At 69.1% G+C, this 14,909-nt stretch carries 17 protein-coding genes; 3 read left to right on the top strand and 14 right to left on the bottom strand.

Going from position 1 to position 14,909, the window contains the following annotated elements:
- Nucleotides 1-18 precede the first annotated feature (18 nt).
- Nucleotides 19-813 (bottom strand): hypothetical protein, encoded by a 795-nt coding sequence (locus UYS_RS0207550; RefSeq protein ID WP_016854902.1) that lies wholly within the window; start codon nt 811-813, stop codon nt 19-21.
- 274 nt (nt 814-1,087) lie between these two features.
- Between UYS_RS0207550 and UYS_RS0207545 the strand changes: the two genes are divergently transcribed.
- Entirely contained in the window at nt 1,088-1,666 is a 579-nt protein-coding gene (locus UYS_RS0207545; RefSeq protein ID WP_016854901.1) for a superoxide dismutase, read from the top strand.
- A gap of 212 nt (nt 1,667-1,878) precedes the next feature.
- Here the strand turns inward: UYS_RS0207545 and UYS_RS0207540 are convergent, their stop codons facing one another.
- Both UYS_RS0207540 and galU read right to left on the bottom strand, forming a co-directional pair.
- Nucleotides 1,879-3,168 carry a nucleotide sugar dehydrogenase gene (locus UYS_RS0207540; RefSeq protein ID WP_016854900.1) on the bottom strand — a complete coding sequence of 430 codons (1,290 nt, stop codon included), beginning with the start codon at nt 3,166-3,168 and terminating at the stop codon, nt 1,879-1,881.
- Nucleotides 3,169-3,171: 3 nt separating this feature from the next.
- Entirely contained in the window at nt 3,172-4,062 is an 891-nt protein-coding gene (galU, locus tag UYS_RS0207535) for a UTP--glucose-1-phosphate uridylyltransferase GalU (RefSeq protein ID WP_016854899.1), read from the bottom strand.
- A 140-nt stretch (nt 4,063-4,202) separates the two neighbouring features.
- Between galU and ubiG the strand changes: the two genes are divergently transcribed.
- The gene (gene ubiG / locus UYS_RS0207530; RefSeq protein ID WP_016854898.1) at nt 4,203-4,928 is read left to right on the top strand and encodes a bifunctional 2-polyprenyl-6-hydroxyphenol methylase/3-demethylubiquinol 3-O-methyltransferase UbiG; all 726 of its coding nucleotides are present in this window, start codon (nt 4,203-4,205) and stop codon (nt 4,926-4,928) included.
- Entirely contained in the window at nt 4,925-5,605 is a 681-nt protein-coding gene (locus tag UYS_RS0207525; RefSeq protein ID WP_016854897.1) for an HAD-IA family hydrolase, read from the top strand. Before ubiG ends, UYS_RS0207525 begins: the two co-directional genes overlap by 4 nt.
- Before the next feature lie 192 nt (nt 5,606-5,797).
- On the opposite strand, the gene UYS_RS0207520 is transcribed toward UYS_RS0207525, so the two are convergent.
- From UYS_RS0207520 to UYS_RS0207470, 11 genes are all read right to left on the bottom strand, one after another.
- Nucleotides 5,798-6,562: a YciK family oxidoreductase gene (locus UYS_RS0207520; RefSeq protein ID WP_016854896.1), complete on the bottom strand. Its 765-nt coding sequence runs from the start codon at nt 6,560-6,562 to the stop codon at nt 5,798-5,800.
- 15 nt (nt 6,563-6,577) lie between these two features.
- Entirely contained in the window at nt 6,578-7,396 is an 819-nt protein-coding gene (gene ybgF, locus UYS_RS0207515) for a tol-pal system protein YbgF (RefSeq protein ID WP_016854895.1), read from the bottom strand.
- Nucleotides 7,397-7,440: 44 nt separating this feature from the next.
- Nucleotides 7,441-7,977, bottom strand: coding sequence for a peptidoglycan-associated lipoprotein Pal (pal, locus tag UYS_RS0207510; protein ID WP_016854894.1), 537 nt, complete (start codon nt 7,975-7,977; stop codon nt 7,441-7,443).
- A 29-nt stretch (nt 7,978-8,006) separates the two neighbouring features.
- Entirely contained in the window at nt 8,007-9,290 is a 1,284-nt protein-coding gene (gene tolB, locus UYS_RS0207505) for a Tol-Pal system beta propeller repeat protein TolB (RefSeq protein ID WP_026068410.1), read from the bottom strand.
- Nucleotides 9,290-10,402: a cell envelope integrity protein TolA gene (gene tolA, locus UYS_RS0207500; RefSeq protein WP_016854892.1), complete on the bottom strand. Its 1,113-nt coding sequence runs from the start codon at nt 10,400-10,402 to the stop codon at nt 9,290-9,292. The genes tolB and tolA overlap by 1 nt, the downstream gene beginning before the upstream one ends.
- A 9-nt stretch (nt 10,403-10,411) precedes the next feature.
- On the bottom strand, nt 10,412-10,852 hold the full coding sequence (gene tolR, locus UYS_RS0207495) for a protein TolR (protein ID WP_016854891.1): 441 nt from the start codon (nt 10,850-10,852) through the stop codon (nt 10,412-10,414).
- A gap of 13 nt (nt 10,853-10,865) precedes the next feature.
- A complete protein-coding gene (gene tolQ, locus UYS_RS0207490; protein WP_172977757.1) occupies nt 10,866-11,543 on the bottom strand; it encodes a protein TolQ in 678 nt (225 codons plus the stop codon).
- 34 nt (nt 11,544-11,577) lie between these two features.
- Nucleotides 11,578-12,612 carry a Holliday junction branch migration DNA helicase RuvB gene (ruvB, locus tag UYS_RS0207485; RefSeq protein WP_016854889.1) on the bottom strand — a complete coding sequence of 345 codons (1,035 nt, stop codon included), beginning with the start codon at nt 12,610-12,612 and terminating at the stop codon, nt 11,578-11,580.
- Nucleotides 12,613-12,663: 51 nt separating this feature from the next.
- Nucleotides 12,664-13,275 carry a Holliday junction branch migration protein RuvA gene (gene ruvA / locus UYS_RS0207480; RefSeq protein WP_016854888.1) on the bottom strand — a complete coding sequence of 204 codons (612 nt, stop codon included), beginning with the start codon at nt 13,273-13,275 and terminating at the stop codon, nt 12,664-12,666.
- 124 nt (nt 13,276-13,399) lie between these two features.
- Nucleotides 13,400-13,945 carry a crossover junction endodeoxyribonuclease RuvC gene (gene ruvC, locus UYS_RS0207475; protein WP_016854887.1) on the bottom strand — a complete coding sequence of 182 codons (546 nt, stop codon included), beginning with the start codon at nt 13,943-13,945 and terminating at the stop codon, nt 13,400-13,402.
- Between the two features lie 90 nt (nt 13,946-14,035).
- A complete protein-coding gene (locus UYS_RS0207470; protein ID WP_016854886.1) occupies nt 14,036-14,788 on the bottom strand; it encodes a YebC/PmpR family DNA-binding transcriptional regulator in 753 nt (250 codons plus the stop codon).
- Nucleotides 14,789-14,909 lie beyond the last annotated feature (121 nt).

Genomic DNA, 14,909 nt, shown 5'->3' with positions numbered 1-14,909 from the left:
TCCCTGGCTGACGTCCTGTCACTGCCGCAGCGCTTCCAGCTGGGCGTTCATGGCCAGCTGTGACTGGCGCAGCTCCCGCAGTTCGGCCTGCAGATCCGCGAGGCGCTCCTCGAGGGCCGCGGTTTGCTCGCGCTCATCATCGCTCGACGAACCCAGGGCTTCAACGTCGTCGCTCAGCCCGGCCAGGGCCTCGACGGCGCCATCGAGCCGTTCATCGAGCGCCTGCTGACGCTCGGCCTCGCCCTGCTGAGTGCTCTCCAGTGCCGCCAGGCGCTCGGTGAGCGCGGACCGTCCCTCGCGGCTGGCGGTCTCGAGGGCATCCATGGAGTCGCGCACCGCCGCCAGGGTATCGGCGCGCACCTCGCCATCCTCGGCCAGGGTCGCGACCCGGCCTTCGAGCGCAGACTGGGCCTGCGCTTGCGGCGCCAGGTGTTCGTCCTGCCAGTCCGACAGGCGCTCGGTGACGCGGTCGTCCAGCGTGGCTTGTAGCCGGTCCTCCAGCCCCTCGAGCTCGTCGAGGCGTGTCTGGATCTCCGACAGCAGCTCGCCGCGACCCTCGGAGGCGTCGAAGCGGGCATGGACGTTGGAGATCTCTCCGTTGAGGCGGGTCAGCCGCTGCTCCAGGCGCTGACGCTCCATCCAGCCGGCGTAGGCCAGCCCGATCAGCGCCGCGGTGAGCAGCAGGATCAGCAGCCACAGTGGCCAGACGGTCGCCCTGGGCGGGGCGTGTGACCGGTGGTGCCCGGCCAGGCTGGCATCCGGGTCCGGCACGATCGGTCGTGGCTGCCGGCTGTCTTCCGGGCGCTCTGCCATGGTGGTCTCCTTGCGCGTTGCGTGTCGGCGTCCCGCCGGCGATATCGCCGGCACGCGACCCAAGCCCGAGTCCCCTGATCGGAATTGGCGGACCCCAGGCCGGGTGATATGATGCCGTGATCGGACTGGTACAGCACACTGATAGTGTACGGTTTTTTATCGAGGGAGCGAACGGGGCACGGCCGAATCCGGGCCGACATCGACCTTGCACTCCCCCAGCGCACTGGCACACCATGGGTCGCCGACCCATGACTAGCAACGAGGAGAAACGATAATGGCATTCGAACTGCCCGCACTGCCGTACGAAAAGAACGCCCTGGAGCCGCACATCTCCGCCGAGACCCTGGAGTACCACTACGGCAAGCACCACCAGGCCTACGTCACCAAGCTCAACGAGCTGACCGAGGGCACCGAGAACGCCAACAAGTCCCTGGAGGAGATCATCCAGTCTGCTTCCGGTGGCCTGTTCAACCAGGCGGCTCAGGTCTGGAACCACACCTTCTACTGGCACTGCCTGTCCCCGAACGGTGGCGGTGAGCCGACCGGCGCGCTGGCCGAGGCCATCAATGCCAAGTTCGGTTCCTTCGAGGAATTCAAGAGCGCCTTCAACGCCAAGGCCGTCGGCAACTTCGGCTCCGGCTGGACCTGGCTGATCAAGACCGCCGACGGCGGCGTCGACATCGTCAACACCGACGACGCCGACACCCCGGTCGCTCACGGCCAGACCCCGCTGCTGACCATCGATGTGTGGGAACACGCCTACTACATCGACTACCGCAACGCGCGTCCGAAGTACCTCGAGAACGTCTGGAACGTGCTGAACTGGGACTTCGTCGCCCAGAACTTCGCCTGATCCCCAGCGGACTCGCGAACGACAACGGCCCCGCCATCTGGCGGGGCCGTTTTGTTTCTACTGCTTATTAGAGAGTCGGCCTCGATTTACGTCGCGAGCGAAGGCGGGCTGGTTGTCGCCGGAGCACAGCTATCGGAGCGTAGCCTGCTACATGAGGATAGCGAGCACCGCCGGCGGCCAGCCTGTCGAGCGCAGCAGCAAATCGAGCCGACTCAAGGATCGGCGCGGCGCCCGATGCCCCGATAGTGCAGTCCCATGTCGGCGACGTGGGCCGGATCGTAGATATTGCGGCCGTCGAGCAGCAGCTTGCCCTTCAGCTTTGATGCCAGGCGCGGCCAGTCCGGGTTCCAGTAGGCCTTCCACTCGGTGACCAGCATCAGGGCGTCGGCGCCCTCGAGCGCCTCGTCTGGATCGCCGTCGAACAGTTCCAGCAGCGGATGATCGCCCAGCCGTTCACGCAGCGCCTCGGTGGCGGCGGGATCGTGCAGCCGCACGCGCACGCCCTGGGCCCAGAGGGCACGCAGCAGCGTCAGCACCGGCGCATGGTCGATGCGCGCGGTACCGGGCTTGAAGGCCGCGCCCCAGATGGCCACGGTCAGGCCTTCCAGCCGGCCGTGGTAGTGGGCCCACAGCTTGCGGAACAGCGTCTCCTTCTTCTGCTCGTTGATGTCGAGCACCTGATCGAGCAGCGCCGAATGGCGGCCGCTGGCCGACTGGACGTCGGCCAGGCGCATCAGGTCGCGGGAGAAGCTGGGGCCGCCGAAGCCGCAGCCGGGATAGAGGTACTCGTAGCCGATGCGGCTGTCCGCCCCCATGCCCTCGCGCACGTCCTCGACGTCCACCCCCAGGGTGTCGGCGAGGCCGGCGATCTCGTTCATGTAGCTGATGCGAGTGGCCAGCATGCCGTTGATCGCCAGCTTGGTCAGCTCGGCGGCACGCCGCGGCATGCGCTGGAAGACCTCGCGGCGGCGATTGAAGGCGCGCAGCAGCTCGCGCACCTGGCGCTCGGCGTCGCGGTCGTCGCAGCCCAGCAGCCAGCGTGACGGCCGGGTGAAGGTCTCCCAGGCGCGGCCCTCCTCGAGCAGGTCGGCCAGCGCCACGGCGCGCCGGCCGTTGCCGAGGCCGGCGGCCAGGCGGTCGGTCTCGCCGACCGGGAAGGTCGAGTTGTTGACCAGCACGGCGTCCGCGGTCAGCCGCGACGACAGCTCGGCGACGGTGGCACGGCCTTCCTCGCGCTGCTCCGGCGACAGGGCCAGCCACAGCACCTCGAAGTCGTCGCCCTCGGGCTGTTCGCCTGCGCCGAGCACGCTCAGATGGCCCTGGGCGATGCCTTCGCCCAGGCGCGCCATCAGCTGCGGCTCGCTGGTCAGCCAGCCGCTCTCGGACAGGGTCGACCAGTCGGCGCTGGCGTGGGGCCACCAGCTCACCCGGTGGCCGACCGAGGCCAGCGCCGCCGCCGCGGTGGCGGCGGCCAGCTCACTGCCGTGGACCAGAACGCGCATGGCTTACTCCTCGCCGCTGTAGCGGGTCAGCAGCTCGCGGAAGCCCTCGCCGTAGCGGGCATGGCGGCGGCCGTAGGCGAGGATCGCCTCGAGGTAGCCGAGCTGATGGCCGCAGTCATAGGTGCGACCGCGCATGCGCCAGGCGTCGACGCCGTTCTGCTGACGCAGGGTCTCGATGGCATCGGTGAGCTGGATCTCGTTGCCGGCACCGGGCGGCGTCTCGGCGAGCAGCGGGAAGATGGCGCCGGGCAGCGCGTAGCGGCCGATGACCGCCAGGTCGGAGGGAGCCTCCTCGACCTTGGGCTTCTCGACCAGTCCGGCCAGGGCCCCGGCTTCGCCGGCCGCGGGCGGCTCGCCCTCGGGGGCGACGATGCCATATTTGTAGACCAGCTCGTGTGGCACTTCCTCCACCATCAGCTGAGTGCGGCCGGTGGCGTCGAAGGATTCGATCATGCCGGCCAGGTCGTTGCGCTCGAGGCCATCGCCGTCGACCAGCACGTCGGGCAGCAGCACGGCGAAGGGTTCGTCGTCGCCGATCACCGGGCGCGCGCAGAGCACCGCATGGCCGAGGCCCAGCGGTTCCGGCTGGCGCACGCTGATGATGTTGACGTCCTCCGGCACGATCGAGCGCAGCTCCTCGAGCAGCTCGTGCTTGCCCTTGGCCTCGAGGCCGGCCTCGAGCTCGAAGTGCTTGTCGAAGTGGTTCTCGATGGCGCTCTTGCTGCCGTGAGTCACCAGCACGATGTCGCGAATGCCGGCCTCGACGGCCTCCTGGACCACGTACTGGATCACCGGGCGGTCGACGATGGTGATCATCTCCTTGGGGATCGCCTTGGAGGCGGGGAGGCAGCGGGTGCCGAAACCGGCAACGGGGAGAACGGCCTTGCGGATCATGGTGCGGTCCTTGTCGTGTCGCATGTAGCCCGACGCGGCCGGGCATGGGCCGGGCCGTCGGGAACGAGTAGAATGGCATCATACCGAATCATGCCGAGCTCGCCACAGTGGCCGGCCGGCGACACCTACGGAGAGGACAGATGACGGCAAGCCAGTCGCAAGCGGACAACGTCGACGCGGCGGAGATCGCCAAGTTCGAGGCCCTGGCCCATCGCTGGTGGGATACCGACGGCGAGTTCAAGCCGCTGCACGAGATCAATCCCCTGCGCCTCGACTTCATCGACGCCCGCGCCGGGCTGGCCGGCCATCGGGTGCTCGACGTCGGCTGCGGCGGCGGCATCCTCGCCGAGGCCATGGCCCATCGCGGCGCCGAGGTCACCGGCATCGACCTGGGCGAGGCGCCGCTGGCGGTGGCCCGGCTGCACGCCGAGGAGACCGGCGCGAGCGTCGACTACCGCCAGGTCAGCGTCGAGGCCATGGCCGAGGCCCATGCCGGCGAGTTCGACGTGGTCACCTGCCTGGAGATGCTCGAGCACGTGCCCGACCCCGCCTCGGTGATCCGCGCCTGCGCGCGGCTGGTCAAGCACGGCGGCCAGGTGTTCTTCTCGACCATCAACCGCAATCCCAAGGCCTACGCCCTGGCCGTGGTCGGCGCCGAGTACCTGCTGCGCATGCTGCCGCGGGGCACCCACGACTACGCCAAGTTCATCCGCCCCTCGGAGCTCGCCGGCTGGTGCCGAGAGGCCGGTCTCGCGGTCTGTGAGCAGAGCGGCCTGACCTACCAGCCGCTGACCCGCCGCTATCGCCTGTCGGCCACCGACGTGTCGGTGAATTACCTGATGCACTGCCGTCGGGAGGCGTCGTGAGTCGCGAATGGACGACACCCGAGGCGCTGCTGTTCGATCTCGACGGCACCCTGGTGGATACCGCGCCGGATCTGGCCCGTGCCACCAACGCCCTGCGTGACCACCACGGGCTGGCGCCCCTGCCCTACGCGACCATCCGCGCCCAGGTCTCCAACGGCGGCAGCGCCCTGGTGACCCTGGCGCTGGGCCTCGAGCGCGAGCACGACGGCCACGATGATGCCCGGGCCTTCCTGTTGGCCGCCTACGGCGAGGCGGTGGCGGTGGAGAGCCGCGTCTTTCCGCCGCTGGACCGGCTGCTGGACGAATGGCGTGGCGCCGGTCGCCCCTGGGGCATCGTCACCAACAAGCCGCGGGCCTACGCCGCGCCGCTGGTGGAGGCCCTGGGCCTCGAACCGGGCGCGCTGCTGTGCGCCGACGACCTGCCGGTGAAGAAGCCCGACCCGGCGCCGCTGCTCGAGGCGGCGCGGCGCCTCGCCGTGGCCCCCGGCGACTGCTGGTACCTCGGTGATCATCACCGCGACATGCAGGCCGCCAGGGCGGCGGGCATGCCCGCGGTGGCGGTGGGCTATGGCTATATCACCGAAGACGACGACTATCGCCTGTGGCCGGCGGATCGCTGGTTCGACACCGCCGAGGCGTTGACCGAGACCCTGCTGCCGGTCGATCCCAAGCGTTGATGTCCCGTCGGGGCGACACCCCTGTGCCGGCATGACGGCCCGGTCGTGACGGCTCCGGCAGGGGGTAAAACGCGATCAAGGCCATCGACAAAAAAAGCGGGCCTCCCAGTCGGGAGGCCCGCTTTTTCGGTACCCCTGGTCCGCCCCCATGCCGGCGTCCTTGCCGTGCCGGCTTGTCTCGCTGGTCCGGCCCTACTGGCGCGGGGGTTGAGCGTCGAACGCCTCGCCGCTGTGGCCGCGGCTATCCGGCCCCATCAGCCACAGATAGGTGGGCATGATGTCCTGCGGCGTGCGCAGCGTGCCCGGATCCTCCGCCGGATAGGCGGACTGGCGCATGGCGGTGCGGGTGGCGCCGGGGTTCAGGGTGTTGATGCGCAGCGTGCCGAGATGCTCCACCTCGTCGGCCAGCACCTCCATGAAGCCCTCGGTGGCGAACTTCGACACCGCATAGGCGCCCCAGTAGGCGCGCCCGCGGCGACCCACCGAGGAGGAGGTGAAGATCACCGAGGCATCCGGTGAGGCCTCCAGCAGCGGCAGCAGTGCCTGGGTCATCCAGATCGGACCATTGATATTGACCTGCATCACCTGCTCCCACAGCGCCGGATCATACTGGGCGAAGGGCGTGATGCTGCCCAGCAGGCCGGCGTTGTGCAGGATGCCGTCCAGGCGCCCGAACTCCTTGTTCAGGGCCTCTGCCATGTCGTGGAAGTCCTTGAGCGTCGCGCCCTCGAAGTTGAGCGGGAAGATCGCCGGCTGCGGCAGCCCCTCCGACTCGATGGCGTCGTACACCGCCTCCAGCTTGGCGATCGTCCGTCCCAGCAGGATCACCGTGGCGCCGTGGCGAGCATAGCTCAGGGCCGCGGCGCGGCCGATGCCATCGCCCGCGCCGGTGACCAGGATCACCCGGCCGTCGAGCAGCCCCTGCGGTGCCTCATAGTCGATCTTGCAGACCGTCATGATGTCCCTCCGGGGCTAGTTGCCCGACTGCCGCTGGAAGTCGGCGGCCAGATTGGCGGCGCTGCTGTCGGGATATTCCTGCTGCACCCGCTCGAGCAGTGCCTGGCTGGCCTCCGGCTCGCCCTGGCGGGCCTTGAGCAGGCCCAGCTTGTAGAGGGTGTCGGGCACCTTGTTGCTGTCGGAAAAGTCGTCGAGCACGCGCTGGAAGGAGGCCCCGGCGGCCTCGAGGTCGCCGCCGGCCGAATGCAGCTCACCGAGCCAGTAGTAGGCGTTGGCGGTCAGCCCGGCGTTCGGATACTGGTCGACGAAGGCTTCGAAGGCCTGGGTCGCGGCATCGAACTCGCGGGCCTGCACCTTGGCGAAGGCCGCCTGGTAGTCGGCCCGGGCGCCGGCGTCGTTGTCCATCGAGCCCGACGCGCCGGCGGCCTGCCCGGTGGATGATGCCGACGGCTCGCCGGCATTGCCGCCATTGGCCACCTGCTCGGCCGCGGCGGCACCGGCCCCGCCTGTCGCACTGGCGGCGCCGGCGTTCGCGGACAGGCGCTCGTCCAGGTCCATGTACTGCTGACGGGTCTGGCGCTTGAGTCGGTCGAGCTGATAGCGCAGCTCCTCGACCTGGCCACGCAGCTGGCGGAGCTGCTCCTGGTTGCGCTGCAGCTCGTTGAACAGCTCCAGATTGCCACCCGCCGGCTCGCGGGCCGCGGTCTGGTCATAGAAACTGCCGGAGCCGGAGCGGGCGGTGAGATCCTCCACCACCGGCTGCTGGGCCAGCGCCGGGGCGGCCAGCAGGCTCAAGGCGCCGGCGGCGGTCCAGATTCTGAGACGCGGTCTCATCGCTTTCTCCCCTCGCTATCGTGGTGCCGTGCGTGGCGCGGAGCTCAGTAGGCGAAGACCACCCGGCGGTTCTGGGCGTAGGCTTCCTCGTTGCTGCCGCGGGCCGCCGGGCGCTCCTCGCCGTAGCTGACGACTTCGACCTGGGACGGCGACACGCCCTGCACGCTCAGGAAGCGCTTCACGGAGTCGGCGCGACGCTCGCCGAGGGCCAGGTTGTACTCGCGGGTGCCTCGCTCGTCGGTATGACCCTGCAGCACCACGCTGGCGTTGCCGTTGTTCTGCAGGAAACGGGCGTGCGCCTCCAGCACCGACTGGAACTCGGGGCGGATGGTGTCGCTGTCGTAGGCGAAGTAGATGGTACGGACCTCGGGAATGCGCGAGCCGGCCATCTGGCCGGCGCCCTCGCCGAGGCCACTGCCGCTCGCCTGGCCGGCACCGGCGGTGCCGGTTCCCACGCCGGCGGTGCCACCGGCGGTGCCATCCATGGAGCCTTCCTGGGTGCCACCGGTGCTGGAACAGCCGGCCATGACGGCCATCGACATGGCGGCGATCAGAGTGCGGGCATAAGGCTTGAATTGCATCGTATGACTCCTTTCTTTGCGGGATACATTCAGTTCAGAAACGGGGACCAGGCGGGCTCGCGCACGTCGCCCTGGGCCGCGGGAAGACGGAACGAGGCACGACCGTCCGCGGAAACGCCCCCCAGCACCCCATTACCGCCCTGCTGGGTGGCGAAGATTACCATGGTGCCGTTGGGCGCGACACTGGGCGACTCCGCCTGGCGGGCGTCGCCGAGCTCGACCAGCCGGCCGCTCTCCAGATCCTGCTTGGCGACCCGATAGCCGTTGCCGCCGCGATGGATCAGGAAGATGGATTCGCCGTCCGGCGCGAAGCGCGCCCGGGCATTGTAGTTGCCGGTAAAGGTGATGCGCTCCGGCGAGCCGCCAAGCGACTGGCGATAGATCTGCGGGCCGCCGCTGCGGTCCGAGGTGTAGATCAGGCTGTTGCCGTCCGGTGACCAGGCCGGCTCGGTCTCGATGCTCTGGCTGTTGGTGACGCGCTGCAGGTTCTGCGAGGCGACGTCCATGACATAGATCTCCGGCTGGCCGTCGCGGGACAGCGCCATCGCCAGTCGGCGGCCGTCCGGCGACCAGGTCGGGGCGCTGTTGAGGCCCTCGAAGGAGGTCAGGCGCACTCGACGGCCGCTGGCGACTTCCTGCACGTAGATGCCCGGGCGGCCGGACTCGAACGACACATAGGCCAGCTTGCCGCCGTCCGGCGACCAGGCCGGCGACATGATCGGCTCGTCGGAGCTCAGCACCTGCCGGCTGTTGCGTCCGTCGGCGTCGGCGACGAACAGCTGATAGGCGGTCTCGTCGCCGACGCCCTGAGAGGTGACGTAGGCGATGCGCGTGGAGAAGGCACCGCGAATGCCGGTGATCTCCTCGAAGATCTTGTCGCTGATGCGGTGGGCGGCGGCACGCATCTGATCCTGGCCGGCGGTGATCACCTCGCCCAGCATCCGCGATTCGCCGCTGACGTTCATCAGCTCGTACTGGATCTCGACGCCGCCGCCGGTGCGGCTGACCCGGCCGACCACCAGATAGCGGGTGTCCAGGGCCTGCCAGTCACCGAAACTGACGTCGTCGCCGCGGGTCGGCCTGGCGAACATCGCCTCGCGCTCGAGGGGCGCGAAGTAGCCGCTGCGTTCCAGGTCGTCGGAGATGATCCGAGCCACGTCCTGGGGCAGGTTCTCGCCTTCGGCGAACGGCACCACGGCGATCGGCGTGGCCTGCTCGTTGCCCTGGGTGATGTCGATGGTCAGGTCGGCCTGGGCCAGCGACGTGCACAGCAGCAGCACGGCCGCCAGCCAGGTGGTCATCAAGGCTCTCATCAGCGTATGTCCCCCGGTCGGAATCTGAGATTGAACTCACGGTACTGGCGCTGCACCGAAGCGGGCAGCTCGCGCAGTTCGGCGAAGGGCGCGGCGGTTTCCACCGCGCTCAGCGCCGAACGGTCGAAGGCACTGTTGCCACTGCTACGACCGATGTTGGCGGCGAATAGCTCCCCGGAGGGCCCCAGGCGAACCGATATCTCGGCCGCGGCGCCGTCGGGGACGTTGGGCGGAATCGACCAGGCCTGCTCCACCGCCTGGCGCACCAGGTTGATGAAGCCGTTGGCCGCCTCCTCTGCCTGTTGGGCGTTGGCCACGGCCTCGGACTCGCCGGCGATGGCCTGGTCGAGGCTGCTCTGGGCGGCTTCGGCGGCGCGCTGGGCGGCGGCCTCACGCTCGCGCTGCTCCTCAGCTTCGCGCTGGCGGCGGGCCTCTTCCTCGGCCTGGCGCTGGCGTTCGGCCTCCGCTTCACGCTCACGCTGCTCCTCGGCTTCGCGCTGACGACGGGCCTCTTCCTCGGCCTGGCGCTGGCGTTCGGCCTCCGCCTCGCGCTCACGCTGTTCCTCGGCTTCGCGCTGACGGCGGGCCTCTTCCTCGGCCTGACGCTGGCGTTCGGCCTCGGCCTCGCGCTGTCGCTGTTCCTCGGCTTCGCGGCGTTGGCGCGCGGCCTCCTGCTGACGCTCCCGCTCGGCCGCCTGCTCCGCGGCCTCGCGCTCGCGGCGTTCGGCTTCGGCCGCCGCCTGCTCGGCGGCTTCGCGGGCCTGCTCCCGCTCGGCGGCCTGGGCCGCCTCCTGTTCCTGGCGCTGGGCTTGCTGTGCCTGTCGCTCCGCTTCGGCGGCGGCCTGACGTTCCGCCTCCGCCTGCTCGGCGGCCTCGGCCTCCTGACGTTCGCGTTCCGCCTTGGCCGCCGCCCGGGCCTGCTGCTGTGCCTGCTGGGCCTGATCGGTGGCGGTCTCGGCACGCACCAGGGTGGCATTGACGATGGCCTGGTTGGGCGGCTCCTGCTCGGCGCTCGGGAAGCGGATCACGCTGACCACCAGCAGCCCCAGATGCAGCCCGACGGCGAGGATCAATGGCAGACCGTAGCCGACATGGCGATGTTGTTTGGCCATGCGTCCTCCTCAGGCGTCCCCGGGCGGGGGCTCGGAGATCAGTCCGACGTTGACCACGCCCGAGGTCTGCAGGGTGCTCATCAGGGTGACGATCTGGCCGTAGGCGACGTTGCGATCACCGCGGACCAGGACACGGGTGCCCGGCTCGCGCTCGAGCAGGATGCCGACCCGCTGGCCGAGCTGGTCGAGATCGACGGCGGTCTCGTCGCCGCTCAGGCTGACGTAGATCTGGCCCTCGCTGTCCACCGAGACGACGATCGGATCGCGATCCTCGCTGTCCTCGATCGGCTCGGAGGTCACCTGGGGCAGGTCCACCTTGACGCCCTGGGTCAGCATCGGCGCGGTGATCATGAAGATCACCAGCAGCACCAGCATCACGTCGATGAAGGGCACGACGTTGATCTCGTTCATCGGCTTGCGCCGGCCCATGCGATTGAAGGGTCCGTGCATGGCGTGGCCCTCCTCAGCCCGCGGCGGATTCGCCGCGACCCTGCAGGTTGCGGTGCAGGATGGAATGGAATTCCTCGGCGAAGTCCTCGTACTTGCCCAGCAGTCGGCTGGATTCCGCCGACAGCCGGTTGTAGAAGATCACCGCGGGAATAGCCGCGAACAGGCCCATGGCGGTGGCGATCAGCGCCTCGGCGATCCATGGCGCCACAGTACCGAGTGTGGCCTGCTGAGCCATGGACAGCGACTGGAAGGAGCCCATGATGCCCCACACGGTGCCGAACAGCCCGATGTAGGGGCTGGACGAGGCCACGGTGGCCAGGAACACCAGATGCAGGTTGAGGCGGTCTTCCTCGCGGGACCAGGCGACGCGCATGCTGCGTTGCACGCCGTCGAGGATCGCCTGGGGGCTCTGAGTCTTCGGCATCAGGCGATTGAACTCGCGAAAGCCGGCGCGAAAGATGTGCTCGGCGCCCAGGGTCTCCTGCTCGGCGGGCGTCTCGCGATACAGCTCGTTGAGGTCGACCCCGGACCAGAAGCGGTCCTCGAACTCGCGGTGGGCCTTGCGCGCGCGGCGCATCACGAAGGTGCGCTGGAAGATCACCACCCAGGACAGCAGCGAGCCCAGCAGCAGCAGCAGCATCACCGCCTGGACCACGCCGCTGGCGTTCATGATCAGGTGGGGAATGGACATGGCGTCGTTCACGGGAATCCTCGTCTCGTCGAAGTCAGTCTTGGGAAGGTGTCGGCGCCGGGGCGCGGTCGTCCGGGGCCAAGCCGAAGTGCTGCCAGGCCTGGCGCGTCACCACCCGGCCGCGGGCGGTGCGCATCATCAGCCCCTGTTGGATCAGATAGGGCTCGATGACGTCCTCGATGGTGTCGCGCTCCTCGCCGATGGCCGCGGCCAGGGAGTCGACGCCCACCGGGCCGCCGTCGAACTTCTCGATCATCGCCAGCAACAGGCGGCGGTCCATGTGGTCCAGACCGTGATGATCGACGTGGAGCATGTTGAGCGCCTGGTCCGCGATCTCGGCGTCGATGCGCCCGCCGCCGCGGACCTCGGCGTAGTCGCGCACGCGGCGCAGTAGGCGGTTGGCGATGCGCGGGGTGCCGCGGGAACGGCGCGCCACTTCCCGGGCGCCGGCATCGTCGGCGGTCACGCCCAGCAGTCGCGCCGAGCGGGCGACGATCTCGCTGAGCTCCTCGATGGAGTAGAACTCCAGGCGCTGGACGATCCCGAAGCGGTCGCGCAGCGGAGAGGTCAGCAGGCCCGCCCGGGTGGTGGCACCGACCAGGGTGAAGGGCGGCAGATCGAGCTTGATCGAGCGCGCCGCGGGCCCCTCGCCGATCACGATGTCGAGCTGGAAGTCCTCCATGGCGGGATAGAGGATCTCTTCCACCACCGCCGACAGGCGATGGATCTCGTCGATGAACAGCACGTCGCCGGGCTGCAGGTTGGTGAGCATGGCGGCGAGATCGCCGGCCCGCTCGAGCACCGGGCCGGAGGTCGACTTCAGGCCGACGCCCATCTCGGTGGCGATGATGTTGGCGAGCGTGGTCTTGCCGAGCCCCGGCGGACCGAACACCAGGGTGTGGTCGAGGCTCTCGTCGCGACCGCGGGCGGCGTGGATGAAGATCTCCAGCTGCTCGCGGACCCGCGGCTGGCCGATGTAGTCGCCGAGCTGCTTGGGGCGGATGGCGTGATCGAGATGGCCCTCGCCCTCGCGGTTCTCGGCGGCGATCAGGCGGTCAGTTTCCAGCATGGGGGCCCTCCGCCGGCATCGGGATGAAAGGCTGCGAATCGCGCATGGTCATCAGCCTGCCATGCGACGCGCGAGCGCCGCCTTGATGATCGCCTCGGTGCTGCCCTCTTCCTCGAGGCCGGCGAGCATCCGCGCGGCCTCGGCGGGCTTGTAGCCGAGGCTGACCAGCGCCGCCTCGGCCTCGGCCAGCGGCTCCTGGCGCGGCTCGGGGGCGCCGCCGGTCGACGGCGCCGCGCCGTCCGCGGGCGCCTCGGCCTCCCAGTGCGGGAAGCGGTCGCGCATCTCGACGATCAGCCGCTCGGCGGTCTTCTTGCCGACGCCGGGCAGGCGCGTCAGCGACTTGACGTCGTCGTCCATCACGCAGCGGATGAAGGCGTCCTCGTCCATGCCGGAGAGGATGGCCAGGGCCAGCTTGGGGCCGACGCCGTTGACCTTGATCAGGGCGCGGAACAGCGAACGCTCCTGCTCGCGGGCGAAGCCGTAGAGTAGATGGGCGTCGTCGCGCACGGTGAGATGGGTATGCAGCACCACGTCCTCGCCGACCCCAGGCAATGCCACCAGGGTGGTCATGGACGCTTCCAGCTCGTAGCCGACCCCGGCCACGTCCAGCAGCAGCCAGGGAGGCTGCTTGTCGACCAGGGTGCCTCGCAAGCGTCCGATCATGATATGTCACTGTCCTTGATGATGAATCCGCAGCGCGTCGCGCTCACTATACTGGTCCCCCCCGGGCCATGCCAGCCCGTGGAACGCTGTTCGACAACCGCTTCGGCGTCGCCGTCAGGCGACATCACTCGGGGCGAAAGTCGCGCCAGGACGCGCTCTTTCCGCGCCCTCGCCCGCCGCCGCCGTAGCTGCCCCGGCGGATCAGCCCGAGCCGGGCATAGGCGTGGGTCAGGGCGATGGCCAGGGCGTCGGCCGCATCGGCCTGGGGCGTGCCGGAGAGGCCCAGGATGGCGGTCACCATGTGCTGCACCTGGGCCTTGTCGGCCGCCCCGCCGCCGGTGACCGCCTGCTTGATCTGGCGCGGGCCGTACTCGCTCACCGGCAGGCCGTGATTGGCCGCGCAGACGATGGCGGTGCCCCGCGCCTGCCCGAGCTTGAGCGCCGAGTCGGCGTTCTTCGACATGAACACCTGCTCGATGGCGAACTCGCCGGGGCCGTGCAGGCCGATCACCTCGCTGACCCCGGCATAGACCTGAGCCAGGCGCTGGGCCAGGTCGTCGCCGCGAGTGCGGATGCAGCCGCTGGTCACGTACTTCGGCTTGGGCTCGGTGACGTCCAGCACGCCGTAACCGGTGATGCGGGATCCCGGATCGATGCCCAGGATCAGCATGGGCGCTCTCTCGTCGTGAAATGATCAGTCATCATGCAGCTCTTCCAGGCTCTCATCCGAGCCAGGTCGAGAGCGCATTGGTGTGCCGTCTCAATCATGCAGTTCCTCGAGAATGGCATTATCGAAGTCGGCATTGGTGTAAACATTCTGCACATCGTCCAGGTCCTCGAGCCGGTCGACCAGCCCGACGATGCGCCGGCCGAGCTCGGCGTCGTCGATGCGGGTGTAATTGTCGGGATACAGCCCCACGTCGCTGGCCTCGGGCGCGATGCCCGCCTCGACCAGGGCGTCCTTGACCGCGCCGAAGCTGTCGGGGGTGGTGACGACCTCCAGGCGACCGTCCTCGAGGGTCTCGATGTCCTCTGGCTCGGCGGCCAGGGTCGCCTCCATGGCCGTCTCCTCGTCGACGCCTTCCCGCAGCGTCAGTCGCCCCTGCCTGTGGAACATGAAGGCCACCGAGCCGGAGGTGCCGAGGTTGCCGCCATGCTTGCCGAAGGCGTGTCGCACCTCGGAGACAGTTCGATTGCGGTTATCGGTCATGGCCTCGACCATCACCGCCACGCCTTCGGGGCCGTAGCCCTCGTAGACCACCTCCTCCATGGCATCGCCGTCGGTGTTGCCGGCGCCGCGATCCACCGCCCGCTGCACGGTGTCCTTGGGCATGTTGCTGCCGAGCGCCTTGTCCATGGCGGCGCGCAGGCGCGGGTTGTCCTCGGGATCGCCGCCGCCCTGCCGCGCGGCCACGGTCAGCTCGCGGATCAGCTTGTTGAAGATCTTGCCGCGTTTGGCGTCCTGAGCCGCCTTGCGATGCTTGATATTGGACCATTTGCTATGGCCGGCCATATTCCCTCCTTCGTGTCTCGTCGGTGAGTCAGGAAACCGGATTGAATCATCGGCCAGATGAGCCCTCCCGACGACCAGCCTTCACGAGGACGCGGTAAACCCTTCCCTGGGCGCTTCTTTT

It is taken from the genome of Halomonas smyrnensis AAD6, assembly GCF_000265245.1.
Classification (GTDB): Bacteria; Pseudomonadota; Gammaproteobacteria; order Pseudomonadales; family Halomonadaceae; genus Halomonas; species Halomonas smyrnensis.
Note: the sequence above shows the minus strand (reverse complement) of the source record. Positions and strands in the feature narration are given on the sequence as shown.